This is a genomic window from Streptomyces roseofulvus (assembly GCF_039534915.1).
Classification (GTDB): Bacteria; Actinomycetota; Actinomycetes; order Streptomycetales; family Streptomycetaceae; genus Streptomyces; species Streptomyces roseofulvus.
Window position 1 is genome coordinate 1,113,374 of sequence record NZ_BAAAWE010000001.1, and the last position, 16,350, is coordinate 1,129,723.

General features: G+C 76.0%; 14 protein-coding genes and 1 pseudogene. 8 read left to right on the forward strand and 7 right to left on the reverse strand.

Annotation, left to right across the window (positions count from 1 at the left end; translation table 11 throughout):
• Window positions 1-23 precede the first annotated feature (23 nt).
• Complete coding sequence (locus ABFY03_RS05125; protein ID WP_346169300.1) at window positions 24-1,364, reverse strand: DUF2252 domain-containing protein; 1,341 nt, start codon at window positions 1,362-1,364, stop codon at window positions 24-26.
• Window positions 1,365-1,546: 182 nt separating this feature from the next.
• On the opposite strand from ABFY03_RS05125, the gene ABFY03_RS05130 reads away from it, so the two are divergent.
• On the forward strand, window positions 1,547-2,356 hold the full coding sequence (locus tag ABFY03_RS05130; protein ID WP_346169301.1) for a winged helix-turn-helix domain-containing protein: 810 nt from the start codon (window positions 1,547-1,549) through the stop codon (window positions 2,354-2,356).
• Between the two features lie 19 nt (window positions 2,357-2,375).
• Here the strand turns inward: ABFY03_RS05130 and ABFY03_RS05135 are convergent, their stop codons facing one another.
• Window positions 2,376-3,914 (reverse strand): amino acid permease, encoded by a 1,539-nt coding sequence (locus ABFY03_RS05135; protein WP_319009124.1) that lies wholly within the window; start codon window positions 3,912-3,914, stop codon window positions 2,376-2,378.
• A gap of 57 nt (window positions 3,915-3,971) precedes the next feature.
• Entirely contained in the window at window positions 3,972-4,973 is a 1,002-nt protein-coding gene (locus tag ABFY03_RS05140) for a hypothetical protein (protein WP_319009125.1), read from the reverse strand.
• Between the two features lie 328 nt (window positions 4,974-5,301).
• Here ABFY03_RS05140 and ABFY03_RS05145 point away from each other — a divergent pair, with 328 nt between their 5' ends.
• The 5 genes and pseudogenes from ABFY03_RS05145 to ABFY03_RS05165 all read left to right on the forward strand — a co-directional run bounded on the left by ABFY03_RS05145 (window position 5,302) and on the right by ABFY03_RS05165 (window position 10,132).
• Window positions 5,302-6,762 carry an FGGY family carbohydrate kinase gene (locus ABFY03_RS05145; RefSeq protein ID WP_346169302.1) on the forward strand — a complete coding sequence of 487 codons (1,461 nt, stop codon included), beginning with the start codon at window positions 5,302-5,304 and terminating at the stop codon, window positions 6,760-6,762.
• 80 nt (window positions 6,763-6,842) lie between these two features.
• Window positions 6,843-8,282: an FAD-dependent oxidoreductase gene (locus ABFY03_RS05150; RefSeq protein WP_346172204.1), complete on the forward strand. Its 1,440-nt coding sequence runs from the start codon at window positions 6,843-6,845 to the stop codon at window positions 8,280-8,282.
• Window positions 8,279-9,244 (forward strand): annotated as a pseudogene (locus ABFY03_RS05155) (FAD-dependent oxidoreductase); the annotation flags it as partial. The gene ABFY03_RS05150 and the pseudogene ABFY03_RS05155, both read left to right, overlap by 4 nt.
• A gap of 73 nt (window positions 9,245-9,317) precedes the next feature.
• The gene (locus ABFY03_RS05160; RefSeq protein WP_319009127.1) at window positions 9,318-9,794 is read left to right on the forward strand and encodes an NUDIX hydrolase; all 477 of its coding nucleotides are present in this window, start codon (window positions 9,318-9,320) and stop codon (window positions 9,792-9,794) included.
• Between the two features lie 62 nt (window positions 9,795-9,856).
• Window positions 9,857-10,132, forward strand: coding sequence for a hypothetical protein (locus ABFY03_RS05165; protein WP_346169303.1), 276 nt, complete (start codon window positions 9,857-9,859; stop codon window positions 10,130-10,132).
• Between the two features lie 167 nt (window positions 10,133-10,299).
• On the opposite strand, the gene ABFY03_RS05170 is transcribed toward ABFY03_RS05165, so the two are convergent.
• Together ABFY03_RS05170 and ABFY03_RS05175 are read right to left on the reverse strand one after the other, a co-directional pair.
• Window positions 10,300-11,391, reverse strand: coding sequence for an IS630 family transposase (locus ABFY03_RS05170; protein WP_346169304.1), 1,092 nt, complete (start codon window positions 11,389-11,391; stop codon window positions 10,300-10,302).
• Window positions 11,392-11,424: 33 nt separating this feature from the next.
• Complete coding sequence (locus tag ABFY03_RS05175) at window positions 11,425-12,690, reverse strand: cytochrome P450 family protein (RefSeq protein ID WP_346169305.1); 1,266 nt, start codon at window positions 12,688-12,690, stop codon at window positions 11,425-11,427.
• A gap of 274 nt (window positions 12,691-12,964) precedes the next feature.
• On the opposite strand from ABFY03_RS05175, the gene ABFY03_RS05180 reads away from it, so the two are divergent.
• On the forward strand, window positions 12,965-14,212 hold the full coding sequence (locus tag ABFY03_RS05180) for a D-alanyl-D-alanine carboxypeptidase family protein (protein ID WP_346169306.1): 1,248 nt from the start codon (window positions 12,965-12,967) through the stop codon (window positions 14,210-14,212).
• Window positions 14,213-14,218: 6 nt separating this feature from the next.
• Here the strand turns inward: ABFY03_RS05180 and ABFY03_RS05185 are convergent, their stop codons facing one another.
• Entirely contained in the window at window positions 14,219-14,782 is a 564-nt protein-coding gene (locus ABFY03_RS05185) for a CGNR zinc finger domain-containing protein (RefSeq protein WP_346169307.1), read from the reverse strand.
• Window positions 14,783-14,839: 57 nt separating this feature from the next.
• On the opposite strand from ABFY03_RS05185, the gene ABFY03_RS05190 reads away from it, so the two are divergent.
• The gene (locus ABFY03_RS05190) at window positions 14,840-16,108 is read left to right on the forward strand and encodes an MFS transporter (RefSeq protein WP_346169308.1); all 1,269 of its coding nucleotides are present in this window, start codon (window positions 14,840-14,842) and stop codon (window positions 16,106-16,108) included.
• On the opposite strand, the gene ABFY03_RS05195 is transcribed toward ABFY03_RS05190, so the two are convergent.
• The gene (locus ABFY03_RS05195) at window positions 16,026-16,244 is read right to left on the reverse strand and encodes a DUF5133 domain-containing protein (protein WP_319009303.1); all 219 of its coding nucleotides are present in this window, start codon (window positions 16,242-16,244) and stop codon (window positions 16,026-16,028) included. The genes ABFY03_RS05190 and ABFY03_RS05195 overlap by 83 nt on opposite strands.
• Between the last annotated feature and the right edge of the window lie 106 nt (window positions 16,245-16,350).

The window sequence follows — 16,350 nt, forward strand, 5'->3', positions numbered from 1 at the left end:
CGGCGGGCGACGGCGGCTCCGGGTCAGACGCCCGGGGCCGCCGTGACCATGCCGGCGGCGATGCCGGCGCCGAGGCTCGCGTAGTCGTCGGCGTTCTGCCCGGCGTAGGCGAGGGCGAAGTCGGCGACCGCGCGGTCGAAGACGTCGGAGGAGCCGAGGTAGGCGGCGATGGCGATGCGGTCGCCGGAGCGGGCGTGGGCGCGGGCCAGGGCGCGGCCGCAGAGCGCGGCGTACTCCCGCAGCGTCGAGGGGGTCATCGTCTCGACCTCGGCCGATCCCTTCATGTCGCGCAACTGGCGCCAGTAGAAGTGGCGTTGCTCGGGCCCGGTCATCCAGCCGAGGAAGATGTCGCTGGCGGCCTGGGTGAGGCGCTGGCCGCAGACGACCCGCTGGCCCTGGTGGGGGTAGGCGGTGGGGGGCAGATACGCCTCCAGGACCGAGCGGCCGGCCTCCTTGACCTGGAGGATGAGCGGGTCGGCGCCGTCGCGGCCTTCGAGGAGGACGACGAAGCAGCGGGTGCCGACGCTGCCGACGCCGACGACCTTGCGGGCGGCGTCGCGGAAGGTGTAGCGGTCGAGGAGGAGGCGGCGGTCGTCGGAGAGCGAGCTGCGGTAGTCGCCGAAGATCTTGCCGAGGGTGATCCGGTCCAGGTCGGGGACGCGCTCCAGGAGCGGCGGGTCGTCGGCGATGCGGCGGCCGCCTTCGCCGTCCGGGACGGTGAGCTTCTCCAGGGCCTGGAGGCTGGTGCGGCGGCGGGCCTTGGCGAGGTTGCGGGTGAGCCGCTCGCGTTCGCGGGGGCGGGCGAGCGCGGTGAGCTCGTCGGCGTCGATCCGCTCGTACCAGACGGCGAGTTCGCCGAGGCCGGCGAGGCGGCGCATGGTGGTGCGGTACGACGCGGCGGCGACGAGCGCCGCGCGGCGCGCCTTGGCTCGGGAGCTGCCGTTCTGGAGGGCGGCGACGGTGACGCTGGCGGCGAGCCGTTTGACGTCCCACTCGAAGGGGCCGGGCAGGGTCTCGTCGAAGTCGTTGACGTCGAAGAGGAGCGTCCGTTCGGGTGAGGCGTAGACGCCGAAGTTGAGCAGATGGGCGTCGCCGCAGAGCTGCACGGTGAGTCCGGTGTTACGGGTGGCGGCGAGGTCGGCCGCCATGACGGCGGCGGCGCCGCGCAGGAACGCGAAGGGGGAGGCGGCCATCCGTCCGTACCGCACGGGGGCGAGGTCGGGCAGGCGGTCGGTGGCCTGCTGCTCCAGGACGGTGAGCGGGTCGGGGCGCTGGGAGCTCGGTATCCAGCGTCCGTGGGAGGAGCGCGGGACCCGCTTCCGGGCCGCGCGGCCGCGTCGGGCGTGCTCCGCGGGCGTCGTCATCCGGCCTCACCCCTGTTCCGCCACCGGCTGCCGCCGGTCCTGTCGCCTGGTCCCCATTACAGGGTGCGCCGCGGGTTTCGGCCACTCTGCACGGTCGCCCTAGCGAAATGGTTTAGACCAATGATAGGAATTGATCACCCATACGGCCCGCGCTGTCACGCTGAGCGAAGAAGGGGTTGATCATGGCCGTACCCGATGTCGTACCTGATGTCGCACTCGATGCCGTATCCGACGCCGAACCCTCCGGAGGGGAGGTCCCCCGCTATCTGCGGGTCGCCGCCGCCCTGCGGGACGACCTCGTGCGCCGTGCGCCGGCCCCCGGCGGCCGGCTCCCCTCGGAGCGCTCCCTGGCGCAGCGGTACCACGTGAACCGGCAGACCGTCCGCAGCGCGCTCCAACTGCTGCGCGAGGAGCGGCTGGTGGTCACCGATCGGCGCGGCACCTTCGCCGCGGACGGACAGGCGGGCGGCCAACTCCCGCCCCCAGGCCCCCCGGTGGCGCCGCCCGCGGCACGGCCGGTCTTCCCGGGCGGGTCGCGCGCGGCGGAGGCGCTGGTGCGGGCCTCGCTCGGCTGGGAGCCGCCGCCGGCGCCGCTGGCCCCGCGGCTGCACCTCGCGCCGGGCGAGCCGACGCTGGTCCACCGGCACCGGGTGCTGGCCCCGCACGGCCGGGAGCTCCAGCGCGCGGTGTCCTGGTTCTCCCGGCCCGCGCTCGACGAGATCCCGCAGCTGGCCCGCTACCGGCGGACCCGCTCCCGCGTCAACCAGCCGGACCTGCGGCTCCTCTACCACTGGATGCACCAGGCGGGGCTGCGGGCCACCCACCGGGAGTCGGTCCGGGTCCCGGCCGGCGCCGCGGGGTCGGCGGCCGGCGGCGCCGCCCGGCTGAGCGTCCACCGGGTGGTGAGCGACCAGCACGGGCACGTCCTGGAGGTGACGGACATCGACTTCTCTGCCCAGGAGGCGGCCTGGACGTACGAGTACAGCCTCTGACCGGCCGGGCCGCCCGGGGTCAGACCAGCCCGTCCGCGATCTCCGCCTCCTCGCGGGCGCTGCCGCCGTACGCGGTCGGCGTGCCGTACGAGCGGCGGGCGGCGTACCACCAGACCGTCGCCAGGAGCAGGACGGCGGCGAGGGCGATCACCGCGTAGTTCATGGTGTCGACGGTCACCGGACTCTTCTGGGGCAGGCAGAAGAGGACGGTCACCACCGCGACCCAGACGACCGCGGTCCAGCCGATCGGCCGGCTCCAGCGGCCGAGGCTCCACGGGCCGGGCGTGAAGGCGCGCCCGGCCCGCAGCCGCAGCAGGATGGGGATGGCGTAGGCGGGCGTGATGCCGATGACGTTGATGGCGGTGACGGCGCCGTAGGCGGTCGCCGAGTACAGCGAGGGCAGGGCGAGCACGGCGGCGGCGCCGACGGACAGCCAGACGGCGGGCACGGGGGTCCGGGTGCGGCGGCTGACCTTCCGCCAGGTCGCGGACGCGGGGAGGGCGTTGTCGCGGCTGAAGGCGAAGACCATCCGGCTTGCGGCGGCCACCTCGGCGTTGCCGCAGAAGAGCTGGGCGACGATGACGACGAGGAGCAGGGCGGTGGCGCCGCCGGTGCCGAGCGCGTCGAGGAAGATCTGGGCGGGCGGCACGCCGGTCGCGCTGCCGACGGTGCCCGCGTAGTCCTGGATGGCGAAGGTGAGCCCGGCGAGCAGGGCGAAGCCGGCGATCCAGGAGACCCAGATGGCGCGGACGATGCCCTTGGCCGCCGTGACGGAGGCGTTGGCGGTCTCCTCGGAGAGGTGGGCGGAGGCGTCGTAGCCGGAGAAGGTGTACTGGGCGAGGAGCAGCCCGATCGCGGCGACGTAGAAGGGGTTCGCCCAGCCGGTGTCGTTGACGAACTCGGTGAAGACGAAGGAGGCCGACTGGTGGCGGTCGGGCACGATCGCGAGCGCGCCGACGATCACGGCGACGCCGGCCAGGTGCCACCAGACGCTGATCGAGTTGAGCACGCTGACCAGGCGGACGCCGAAGAGGTTGAGGCCGGCGTGGAGCAGCAGGATCGCGAGGAAGATCAGGAAGGTGGAGCCGGGGGTGGGGACGAAGCCCCACTGGAGGTTGAGGAAGGCGCCGGTGAAGAGGGCCGCGCCGTAGTCGATGCCGGCGATGGCGCCGAGCAGGCCGAGCAGGTTGAGCCAGCCGGTGTACCAGCCCCAGCGGCGGCCGCCGAGCCGGTCGGCCATGTAGTAGAGCGCCCCGGAGGTGGGGTAGGCGCTGGTGACCTCGGCGAGGGCGAGGCCGACGCAGAGGACGAAGAGGCCGACGCCCACCCAGCCCCAGAGCATCACGGCGGGCCCTCCGGTGCCGAGCCCGAAGCCGTACAGGGTCATGCAGCCGGAGAGGACGGAGATGACCGAGAAGCTGATGGCGAAGTTGCCGAAGCCGCCCATCCGGCGGGCGAGCACCGGCTGGTAGCCCAGCTCGCGCAGCCGGGCCTCCTCGTCCGGTAAGGCGGCCGCGGGTGGCGTGGGTGGCGCGTCCACAGGGGTGGTGCGGGGCATCAGGGGACCTCCGGGCGGGGGACGGGGGGAAGGAACGGAGCGGTACGGGGACGGCGCTCAGCCGCCGAGGCAGCGGGCGCGGGCGCGCAGGAAGACCTCCTCGGCGAGGGCGCGGTCGTCCGGACGCGGGGTGCGGTGGGCCCAGGGCGCGGGCGTGTAGTACGGGCCGAGGGCCTCGAAGACGCGCGCCGCGTCGGTGAAGCACAGGGCGCCGAAGAGGGCGTGCGCCAGATGGTTGAGGTCCAGCTGGGACGCCTCCGGCACGGCGCAGAAGAGGAACCAGGCGTCCATGGCCCGGCGCGCCTCGCGCACCGCGTCCTCGGCGACCCAGTGCAGGTCGAGGGCGTGCTCGTGGCCCCGGTCGCGCCGGTAGCGCTCGACCCGCACGTAGAGCGGCAGGGCGTGCAGGGCGGAGCCGCGGGGCGCCGAGGAGGCCGCCCACTGGGCGTAGTTGACGGCCTCGGCGAGCGGACCCTCGCGGCGGGCGCAGACGAACTGGAGCATGCGGTGGTACGCCTCGCGGTTGTACGGGTCGCGCTTCTCGGCCTCGGCGAGCAGCCCCCAGGGGCCGGGCGGGAGCATCGGCGCGGGCGGCGGGACGCGGTGTTCGGCGACGTGCCGGCGGGCGTCGAGCGCGGCGAGGGCGAGGAAGCCGATCCAGGGCACCGGGTCGGCGGGGGCGCGGTCGGCGGCCTCCCGGCAGGCGGTCCACGCCTCCTGCCAGAGCAGGCGGGTGTGGGCGTGGCCGGCGCGGTGGGCGCGGACGGCGCGCTCGACGGCGACCCGGCCGTGCATCACGGCGGCGGTGGGGCTGGTGGGCTCCTCGGCGCGCCAGGCGCGGACGACGTCGGTGCCGGCGGCGACGGTGGCGAGGATCTGGGTGCGGCGGGTCCAGCCGTCCCAGCGGCCGGCGCCGGCGGTCTCGGCTGCCTCGGCCGTGTCGTCGAGAAGTCGCGCCATCTCGCCCCAGCGGCCGGTGCGCAGGTCCTGGAGTGCGTGCCGCAGGGCGTGGTCGTGGCCCGCGGGATGGAAGACGGGCCGGAATGCGTGGGCGGGCATCAGCGGGCGGGGCGGCCGGGCGGCACGGGCCTGGCGGTGGGCGTGGTCATCGGTCCTCGGTCGGGCGCGGTCGGTCGGCGAGCGGCGCCCGCGGTCGGTCGGCGAGCGGCGCTCACTATAGGCGCGACCGAAGGTGACCGTCCGCATCTCCCTTGTGACCGTAACTATTCGGCCACTGTCGCTATGTGAACCATCGTCAGGTTTCTGTCAGCCACCTGACAGGTTCTCCGGACGGCACTTGACGGACGGCGGCGCGCCCGCGAGCCTGACCCCTTTCCGTGACCGGGCGATCACCCGGGGCGGTGGACACCAGGACGGGAGCAGGTACATGACGGGCGGTCCGGTACTCGCCGTCGACCAGGGCACCTCCGGCACCAAGGCGCTCGTCCTGTGCCCCCGGCGCGGGGTGCTGGGCAGCGGCACGGCGCCGGTCACGCCCCGCCCGCTGCCGGGCGGGCGGGTCGAGGTGGACCCCGGCGAGCTGTACGGTTCCGTGGTCGCGGCCGGCCGCGCGGCCCTCGCCGACGCGGGCGTCCCGGTGGTCGCCGTGGGCCTCGCCAACCAGGGCGAGACGGTCCTGGCCTGGGACCCGGCCACCGGCGAGCCGCTCACGGACGCGCTGGTCTGGCAGGACCGCAGGGCGGCCGGGATCTGCGCCGAACTCGCCTCGCACGCGGCGGTGTTGACGAAGCTGACGGGCCTGCCCGTGGACCCGTACTTCGCCGCCCCGAAGATGGCCTGGATCCGTCGCCACGCGACCGGCGCCGGGGTGGTGACCACGAGCGACGCCTGGCTGGTGCACCGGCTGACGGGCGCCTTCGTCACCGACGCGGCCACCGCGGGCCGTACCGGACTCCTCGACCCCGCCTCCGTCGCCTGGTCCGCGCCCGCCCTCGACCTCTACGGGCTCGGCGGCGAACGGCTGCCGCGGATCGTCGACTGCGACGAACCGGTCGGCACCACCACGGCGTTCGGGCCCCGGCTGCCCGTCACCGGGCTCGTCGTGGACCAGCAGGCCGCCCTTCTCGCGCAGAGCGCCACCGCGCCGGCCGCCGCCAAGTGCACCTACGGCACGGGGGCGTTCCTGCTCGCCCGCACCGGCCCGCTCCCCCGCCGGACCACGACCGGCCTCGTCGGCTGCGTGGCCTGGCGGCTGCGGGGCCGTACCGAGCACTGCCTCGACGGGCAGGTGTACACGGTCGCGTCCGCCGTGCGCTGGCTCACCGGCCTCGGGGTCATCGGCGGGGCCCGCGACCTCGACGCCGTCGGCGGCTCGGTCCCCGACACCGGCGGCGTCGCCTTCGTCCCCGCGCTCGCGGGCCTCGCCGCCCCCTGGTGGCGCGGCGAGGCCCGCGGCACCCTCACCGGGCTCGGCCTCGACACCGGTCGCGGGCACGTGGTGCGCGCCCTGGTCGAGGGCATCGCCGCGCAGGTGGTCGAACTCGCCGGGGCCGCCGCCACCGACCGGGGCGCACCCCTGGAGTCGCTGCGCGCCGACGGCGGCCTGACCCGGTCCGCGCTCCTGATGCAGACCCAGGCGGACCTGCTCCAGCTGCCCGTGGAGGTCGCCGCGCTGCCGGACGCGACGGCGCTCGGCGTCGGCGCGATGGCCCGCCTCGGCCACGACCCGGCGCTCGCCGTGCCGGAGGCCGTACCGCCCTGGAAGCCGTCCGCCGTCTACGAGCCCGCGATCTCGGCGGACGAGGCGGCCGAACGCCTGGGCCGCTTCCGGGCGGAGGTCGGGGCCCTGCTCGACCGGCCCTCCACGGCCGACGGGGGGTCGGTGTGACCCCGGTCCGCAGGGCCAGGACCACCGCCGGCGCACCCGGGCACCGCCCGGGCGGCGCGAGGGCCGGGCGGGGCGGGCCGCTGCCCGGCGGCGGCGCGGTCGGCCGGCGGGGACCGCTGCCCGGTGGGGCGGACGCGGTGTACGACGTCGTGGTCGTGGGGGCCGGGGTGGTGGGATGCGCGATCGCCCGAGCGCTCGCCCGGTACCCGCTGCGGGTGGCGCTCGTCGAGGCGGCGGACGACGTCGGCGAGGGCACCTCCAAGGCCAACACGGCGATCCTGCACACCGGTTTCGACGCCGCTCCCGGCACCCTGGAGGCGGGGCTCGTCCGCGCGGGCCACCGGCTCCTCTCCGGCTACGCCGCCGAGGCCGGCATCCCCGTCGAACCGGTCGGCGCGCTCCTCGTCGCCTGGGACGAGGAACAGCACGCCGCGCTGCCGAAGCTCGCCGCCAAGGCGGCCCGCAACGGCCACCACGCCACCCGGATCATCGACGCCGCCGAACTCCGCCGCCGCGAGCCCCACCTGGGCCCCGGCGCGCTCGCCGCGCTCGCCGTGCCGGGCGAGTCGCTGATCTGCCCCTGGACCACCACCCTCGCCTACGCCACCCAGGCGGTCCTCTCCGGTGTCGACCTCCACCTCGGCTGCCGGGTCACGGACGTCGTCACCGGCCCGGGAGCTCTCCACCGGCTGACGACGGCGCGCGGTCCCCTGTCCGCCCGCTTCCTGGTCAACGCCTGCGGACTGCACGCGGACCGGTTCGACGCGCTGCTCGGCGTACGGGACTTCACCGTCACCCCGCGCCGGGGCCAGCTGCTCGTCTACGACAAGGCCGCCCGCGACCTCGTGCGCCACATCCTGCTGCCCGTGCCCGGCCCGCTCGGCAAGGGCGTCCTCGTCGCGCCCACCGTGTACGGGAACGTGCTGCTCGGCCCGACCGCCGAGGACCTCGACGACCGCACGGCCACCGGCACCACCGCCGAAGGACTCGCCGGGCTGCGGGACCGGGGCGCCCGGATCGTGCCCGCGCTCGTGGCGGAGGAGGTGACGGCCGCGTACGCCGGACTGCGGGCCGCGACCGGTCGGGAGGACTACAGGTGCGTCGCTCGCCCGGCGCTGCGGTACGTCACCGTCGGCGGGATCCGCTCCACCGGCCTGTCCGCCTCCCTCGCCCTCGCCGAGCACGTCCTCGGACTGCTCTCCGAGTGCGGCCTGCGGACCGGCCCCGAAGGGCCCCTCGTCCCCGTGCGGATGCCCCGCATCGGCGAGGCGTTCCCCCGCCCCTACCGGGACGCCGCGGCCGTCGCCCGCGACCCCGCCTTCGGGACGGTCGTCTGCCACTGCGAGCACGTCACCCGGGGCGAGGTGCGGGACGCGCTCGCGTCGGTCGTCCCGCCGGCCGCTCTCGACGGGCTGCGCCGCCGCACCCGCGCGGGGGCCGGCCGCTGCCAGGGCACCCACTGCCGGCCCGCCCTGCGGGCCCTGTTCGAGGAGTACGGGAAGGGGGCCGGGGCCCGGTGAACCATCGGCCGGCGGAGGAACGGACCGCCCGCGCCGTCGACGTGCTGGTCGTCGGCGCGGGCCCGGCGGGGCTCGCCGCGGCGGCCCGCCTCGCGGCGGCGGGCGCCGGACGGGTCGAGGTGCTGGAGCGGGAGCCGGAGGCCGGCGGAGTGCCCCGCCACTGCGCCCGTACCGGTTTCGGCGCGGACGCGCGCGGGCGCGCGATGGACGGACCCGGGTACGCCCGGCGGGCGGTGCGCGCGGCGCTTCGGGCGGGTGCCGTCGTCCGGACCGGCGTGTCGGCCACCGGCTGGGCGGGCCCGCTGCGGCTGGAGACGACCGCGCCGACCGGCCTGGAGACGATCGGCGCGCGGGCGGTGGTCCTGGCGACGGGCGCCCGCGAACGGTCCCGGCCCGCCCGGCTGCTGCCCGGCACCCGCGCCCCGGGGGTGCTGACGACCGGTGAGCTCCAGCGGACGGTCGCCCTGTTCGGCGCGCGCCCGGAACGGATCGGGCGGCGGGCCGTCGTCGTCGGGGACGGCCCGGTGGCCGGACACGCCGTCCGGCTGCTGCGCCGCGCGGGCGTCACGGTCGCGGCGGTGCTGGCCGAGGGGGAGCGGGCGGCCGCCGGCGTCCGGGACGTGCCGGTGCTCACCGGGACGGCGGTGACGGAGCTGACCGGCCGGGGGCGCCTCGACGGGGTGGCGGTACGGGGCCGGGACGGGCGGACGCGGACCGTGCGGTGCGACACGCTCGTCCTCACCGGCGACTGGATCCCGGAGCACGAACTGGCCCGCGCGGGCGGCCTGCCGCTCGCGCCCGGCGGCCGGGGCCCGCTGGTGGACGCGGCGCTGCGGACCGGGGTGCCGGGGGTGTTCGCGGCGGGCGGCCTGGCGCACGCCGGCGCGCCCGCGGTCCGGGCCGCCGCCGCGGGCCGTGCCGTCGCGGACGCGGTCCTCGCCCACCTCGCCGGCGGAGCACCCGATCCGCAGCGGGACACGCCGGTCTGACGCGCCCTCGGCTCCGGGGCGGGCCCGGCCCGGTCAGACTGACGGCATGCCGGTCACACGCAGCGCGGGTCTGCTCGTCTTCCGACGGACGGGGGACGGCGGGATCGAGGTGCTCATCGGGCACATGGGCGGGCCGTTCTGGGCGCGCCGCGAGGAGGCCGCCTGGACGGTGCCCAAGGGCGAGTACGGGCCGGAGGAGGCCCCCGAGGACGCGGCCCGGCGCGAGTTCCGGGAGGAGCTGGGGCTGCCCGTCCCGGACGGCGACTGGCTCGCCCTCGGGGAGGTCCGGCAGAAGGGCGGAAAGACCGTCACCGTGTGGGCGGTGGAGGGCGACCTGGACCCGGCGGCCGTGGTTCCCGGCACCTTCACCATGGAGTGGCCGCCGCGGTCGGGCGTCCGGGCCGACTTCCCGGAGCTGGACCGGGTGGGCTGGTTCGCGCCGGAGGCCGCGGAACCGCTGCTCGTCGCGGGGCAGCGGGTGTTCCTGGAACGGCTTCTCACGCGGGTGCGCGGGCGGGCCTGAGGGGCATTGTCAGACCCGTGCGAGAGGGTGGGGTGCGTCAAGCCGTCGAGAGGGAGCCCGACATGACCACCACCATCTCCGCCACCGAGCGCGCCGCGGCCCAGGCGTATCTGCGCCTCCTCGAATCCACCCAGGCCGTGCTGACGGACCCGCGCCTGGCCCCGTACGCGGGGGTGATGCTGACGAACCCCATGGCGGAGGCCGACGAGGCGCTGCGCGCGGCGGGCCTGGTGGGGAACGAGGACCGGCTGCTTCGCCTCGTCTCCGCCCTGCGGGCGTCCCCCGGTTCGCCTCCCGGCGCGGCGGCCCCCACGGCGGACCGGGGCCGCCGCGCCTGAGCGGCCTAGGTCGTTTCTTTCGGATCAGGCCGGATCAGGGAGCGGCGTCTGGTGCGTGCGCTCGCAAGGCGGAGGAGGGAGCCAACGCGGAGCGTCGGCGACTGACGACAACGCCGCGAGGGTGCGTGCCAGACGCCGCGAGCCCGGCATGATCCGAAAGAGACGGCCTAGTGATCTGAGTCAGAGATTCGTCGGCAGTAGGCGGCGACCTTGTCGAGAATCTCGTCGGCGGTTTTCGTCCAGACGAAGGGCCTGGGGTGCTCGTTCCAGTCGGCGAGCCAGGCCCGGATGTCGCGTTCGAGGGCCTGGACGGAGCGGTGGACGCCGCGCTTGAGCTTCTTCTGCGTGAGTTCGGCGAACCACCGCTCGACCAGGTTCAGCCAGGACGCGCTGGTCGGCGTGAAATGCAGGTGGAACCGCGGATGGGCCAGCAGCCACTTCTTGATGTCGGGTGTCTTGTGCGTCGCGTAGTTGTCCAGGATCAGGTGAACCTGCAGATCAGCCGGGACTTCCTTGTCCAGCTTGGTCAGGAACTTCTTGAACTCCGCTGCCCGGTGGCGCCGGTGGAGGGAGCCGATGACCTTGCCGGTGGCTACTTCGAGCGCGGCGAACAGGGTCGTGGTGCCGGCCCGGACATAGTCGTGGCTGCGGCGTTCAGGAACACCAGGCACCATCGGCAGCACCGGCTGGGACCGGTCCAGGGCCTGGATCTGCGACTTCTCGTCCACGCAGAGCACCAGAGCCTTCTCCGGCGGATCGAGATACAGACCGACGACGTCGCGGACCTTGTCGATGAACAACGGATCGGTCGACAGCTTGAACGTCTGCGACCGGTGCGGCGCCAGCGCGAACGCCCGCCAGATCCGCGAGACCGTCGACTGGGACATGCCTGTCGCCGCGGCCATCGACCTCGTCGACCAGTGGGTCGCGTTCTTCGGGGTCTCCTCGAGCGTCTTGACGATCACCCGCTCGACGTCGGCATCGGTGATCTTCCTCGGGACGCCGGGCCTCGGGTCGTCGCACAAACCGTCCAAGCCGCGTTCGATGAACCGGCGCCGCCAGGTGCGGACCGTGTCCGGAGTGACCCGCAGCCGGCGGGACACCTCCATGATCGAGTGGCCTTCGGCGCACTCCAGCACGATCCGCGACCTCTGGGCCAGAGCCTGGGCCGTCGTCCGGCGACGCAACCAGCCTTCCAGCACCGCCCGCTGGGCGTCAGTGACCGACAACGGCGGAATCTTCGGACCAGGACGACTCATGCCCAACCAACGACGAATCTCCGACTCAGGTCACTAGCGGGCGGGGGCGCCGAGCCGGACGGGCAGGGCGCGGACACTGTTGCCGACGAAGCCCTTGTGCCGGGTCAGGGCGGCCTCGGGGACGGCCGGGGCGAGGTCGGGGAAGCGGGTGAAGAGGGCTTCGAGGGCGATCGCGGCCTCCATCCGGGCGAGCGGGGCGCCCAGGCAGTAGTGGGGGCCGTGGCCGAGGGACAGGTGCTTGGCCGTCCGGGTGAGGTCGAAGCGGTCGGCGTTCGGGCCGTGCGCGGCCGTGTCGCGGCCCGCCGGCGAGTAGCCGGCGAGGACGGGGGTGCCCCGGGGGATGAGGGTGCCGTCGACCGTCAGGTCCCGGGTGGGGTAGCGGAACGGGAAGTAGCTGACGGGGCTGTCCCAGCGGAGGGTCTCCTCGACGGCGTCCGCCCAGGTGGCCCGGCCCTCGGTGACGAGGGCGAGCTGGTCGCGGTGGGCGCAGAGGGCGCGCACGGCGTTGGTGACGAGGTTGAGGGTGGTCTCGTGGCCCGCGACGATCAGCAGCAGCAGGGTGCCGATCAGTTCCGGCTGGGTGAGCCGGTCGCCGCCCTCGTCGCGGGCGGCGATCAGGGCGCTCGTCAGGTCGTCGCCGGGGGCGGCCGCCTTGGCGGCGGCGATCGCGGCCAGCAGCTCGACCAGGTCGCGGTTGGCGGCGACGACCTGTGCCGGTTCGGTGTCGGTGGCGACGACGAGGCTGGACAGCCGGTGCAGCGGTTCCTGGTGGGCGGGGTCGACGCCGAGGAGTTCGCAGATGACGCCGAGCGGCAGCGGCAGGGCGTAGTGGCGGCGCAGGTCGGCGACGCCGTCGCCGGCCGCGGCGGCCCCGGCGAGGCCGTCGAGCAGGCCCGCCGTCACCGCTTCGACGCGCGGGCGCAGCTCCTCGACGCGGCGCGCGGTGAAGGCGCTGCTGACGAGGGCGCGCAGCCGCCGGTGGTCGGCGCCGTCGGCGGTCATCATGCCGGGCACGGTGGCGAAGGTGCGCAGCGGCCACCCCTCGGGTATGCGGCCCTCGGCGAGCGCGGTGAAGTGCTGCGGGCCCTTGGCGACGTCGGGGTGGGCGAGGAAGTCGCGGAGGGCGTCGTGGCCGAGGACGACCATGCCGTCGATGTCTCCGGGCAGCACCACCGGCGCCACGGCGCCCTGGGCGAGCAGCCGCGCGTTGGCGGCGTGCGGGCAGCCGCCGGCCGGGTCGAGCCGGTACGGTTCCGGCGCCGGGGCGCGGTCCGCGGCGGCTGCGGGGTGTGCGTCCATGTCCACTCCTGACGATGGGTGAGAGAGACCGCCGGACGGGCACCGGGACGGCCGCCCGCATCCTAGGCTCAACGCACACGTGTTCGTGCGCAGTTGCGGCCGCCGGGCGCGGCCGGGCCGCGGTCCGTCGCGGGCCCGCTCACCCGCCCGGCGGGGCGCGGTGGTGCCACGACCACCCGCCCGGCGGCACGACGCGCCGCCCGGCGTCGCGTTCGCTAGGCCGGGTGGCGCACTCCGCTCTGCGCGCTCCTCCCCTCCTTCCTACGGTGGCTGAATGATCGTCACGTCAGCTCTTCGCCATGCCGCCGCGGGCTCCGCCGCGATGCTGCTCGTGCTCTCCGCCCCTCTGGCCGCCGCCGCGACCCCGCTCCGCGCCCCGGTGTCCGCCCCCGCCCTCGGACCTGGCTCCCTCTCGGAACCGACCCCTCCCGCGCGGCGGTTCGTGGACACGGCCCGTCTCGACCGGTCCGGGACGCAGGTGCAGCCGCTGGCCGGCGCCCCGGCCGTGCCCTCGCTGTCGGCGCTGTCCTGGGTGGTGGCCGACGCCGGGACGGGCGAGGTGCTCGCCGCCCGTTCCGCGCACCGGAAGCTGCCGCCGGCCAGCACGCTCAAGGCCCTGTTCGCGCTGACGGCGCTGCCGCACCACGAGGCGGACGAGCGGCACACGGTGGCCGACGAGGAGCTGACGGGGATCGGCGAGGGCAGCAGCCTCGTCGGGGTCAAGGAGGGGTACACGTACCGGGTCTCCGACCTGTGGAACGGCGTCTTCCTCAGCTCGGGCAACGACGCCGTGCACGTCCTCGCGGCAATGAGCGGCGGCTGGGAGTCGATGGCCCGCCAGATGCAGGAGAAGGCCCGGTCGCTGGGGGCCCGTGACACCCACGTGGTCTCCCCCGACGGGTACGACGCGCCGGGCCAGGTCTCGTCCGCGTACGACCTGGCGGTCTTCGGCCGGGCGGGCGTCCTGGACCCGGAGTTCACCCGCTACTGCTCGACGGCGTACGCGGACTTCCCGGCGGGCTCGTGGTCGTACGGCATCGCCAACACCAACCGGCTCCTCACCGGCGCGGACGGCGTCGGCCGCTACCCGGGCATCATCGGCGTCAAGAACGGCTACACGAGCAACGCGGGCAACACGCTCGTCGCCGCCGCCCGCCGGGGCGACCGCACCCTCGTCGTGTCGGTGATGAACCCGCAGTCGGGCGGCGGCCTCGCCGTGTACGAGGAGGCCCGCGCCCTGCTCGACTGGGGCTTCGCGGCGGCGGGCAAGGTCCAGCCGGTCGGCTCGCTCCTGCCGCCGAAGTCGCCGGAGGCCGACCGGTCGGACACCCGCACCGTGTCCGCGCCCGGCCGGGCCGGCGCTCCCGCCGCCGCCCCGGGCACCACGGCCGAGCGCCCGGCCGCCGCCGCGGCAGCCCCCGGCCAGGGCCCGTCGGTGGCGCTCCCCCTGACCCTGGTCGCCTCCGCCTGCTCGGCCGCGGTGGCCCTCTGGGCCTGGCGCCGCCGGGTCCCGCGCCTCTGAGTCCGGTCAGGGCCCCGTCGGCGTACGGGAGCGACGGTGGGCGGCCACCCGTTCACGGGTGGCGCACCGCCGGGAGCAGTAGCGGCGTTCGGGTCCGCTGCCGTGGGCCACGAACACCCGCCCGCACGACGCGGACGCGCAGGTGCGCCCCGGCGGGGCCTGCCGCTCCCAGAGCAGGACGGTGAGCGCGAGACAGCCGGAGGCCAGGAACCACGGCGTCCAGGGGGCGTCGTCGGCGGTGTCCGCGTGCGGGTGCCAGGGCGCGGTGCCGCCGTGCGAGGTGAGCCGGAGGGGCCCGGTGTGGGCGGCGAGCAGGGTGTTGAGAAGGGCGGCGGCCTCGTCGGCGGAGCCCGCGGCGAACACCTCCCTGAGGTGGACGGCGGCGGCCCGCATCAGGGTGACGTCCTCGGCGCTCACGTCGACGGGGGCGGGTTCGCCGTGGGCGAGGAGCACGGCGGCGATCTCGTCGGGGTCTGCCGCCGGGTCGGCCAGCGCGTTGACGAGGGCGGCGGTGCGCATCGCCATGGCGACGGTGGAGTGCCGGGCGGACCGGTCGGGGAGGACGGGCATCGGCCGAATGTAACGCATATTGCGAGGTTTTGAGTTACCTCCGTAGCCTCGGGCGCCATGCGCAGCAGCCCGCGAAAGCCTCGCCGTCCCGCCGTCGCCGCCCATCTGGCGGGGGCGCTCGCCGCGCGGACCGGCGACGAGACGTCCGGCCCCGCGCTGACCCTCGCCGGGTTCGCCGTCGCCGGATCGACGTCCCGGGCCGGGACGCTCCTCGCCTGCGTCACGGTCGCGGCGGCGGTCGGCGGTCCGCTCCTGGGCACGCTCCTGGACCGGGCCCGGTGGCCGGGGCGACTCCTGACCGGCGCGCTCGTCCTGTACGCGGCGGGGCTCGGCGCCGTGCTCCTCGGGCTCGGCCGGCTGCCGTTCGGCGTGACGGCGCTGCTCGCGGTGGTGACGGGGCTGATGGGCCCGGCTCTGGCCGGCGGCTGGACGGCGCAGTTGCCCCGGCTCGCGCCCGCCGACCGGATGGCGCGGCTGCACGGTCTGGACGCGCTGACGTTCTCGCTCGCGGCGCTGGCCGGCCCGGCGCTCGCCGGAGGTGCGACGCTGCTGCTCGGGGCGCCTGCGGCGGTCGTCCTCGCGGCCGCCCTCGTCGCGGCGGCGGCGCCGGTCGCCTGGTGGCTGCCGCCTGCCGGACCGCCGCCGGACGGGGCGACGGGTGCGCGGGGCGTCGCGGCCGTGTTCCGGCGTCGACCGCTGCTGCGGGCCACGGTCACCTCGGTCGGCTGTGCCACCGCGCAGGGCATGGTCGCGGCCTGTCTGCCCACGCTGGGGGCGTGCGTTCTGGGCGGTGCCGGCCGGGGGGCGCTGCTGCTCTCCGTGGCGGCGGCCGCCGCGCTGGCGGCGACCGCGGTGCACGCCCGCCGGCCGGGCGCGGTGCCGCCGGAGCGGTTGCTGTGGGGTGGGGCGCTGGCGCAGGCGGGCGCGTGGGCGGCGGCCGCCGGGGCGGTGGGCGTCACGGGCGGCGCGGGCGGTGCGGCAGCTCTGGTGGCGGCGTTCACGGTGGCGGGAGCCGCCGAAGGCCCGCAGCTGACGGCTCTGTTCTCGGTCCGGCACGCGCAGACGCCGCGTCGCCTGCGCGGCCGGGTGTTCACCACCGGCGCCAGCCTGAAGATCACTGGGTTCGCGGTCGGCGCGGCAGTGGCGGGGGCCGTGGCGGCCGGGGCGCCGGCGCGGGCGCTGCTGCTCGCGGCGGTGGTCTGCGCGGGGGCGGTGCTGCCCTACGTCGGCCGGGAGGACGGCGTCACAGGGGTGCGCGGGGGGCCCGGGCGGCGACGTAGCGTTCGGCGGCGCGGAGGGCTTCGGGGGTGGAGCGGACGCCCATGAGCACGCACAGGGTGTAGGCGGTGTCCTCGAAGCGACGGCGGACGGAGGGGTCGCCGGGGGTGGCGCGGACGGTGCGTTCCTGGGCGCGGTAGTGCCGGAGGAGCCGTTCGACGGTGTTCCGGTCGGGCAGCAGCATGGGTTCCTCCGTGGCGGCCCCCCGTCTCGTGCGTCGCTCCATGGTGCTCAGCGCCGGACGCTCGCGCGACCCGGATGGTCACGTTGGGTCACCCGGAGCGGGCCGA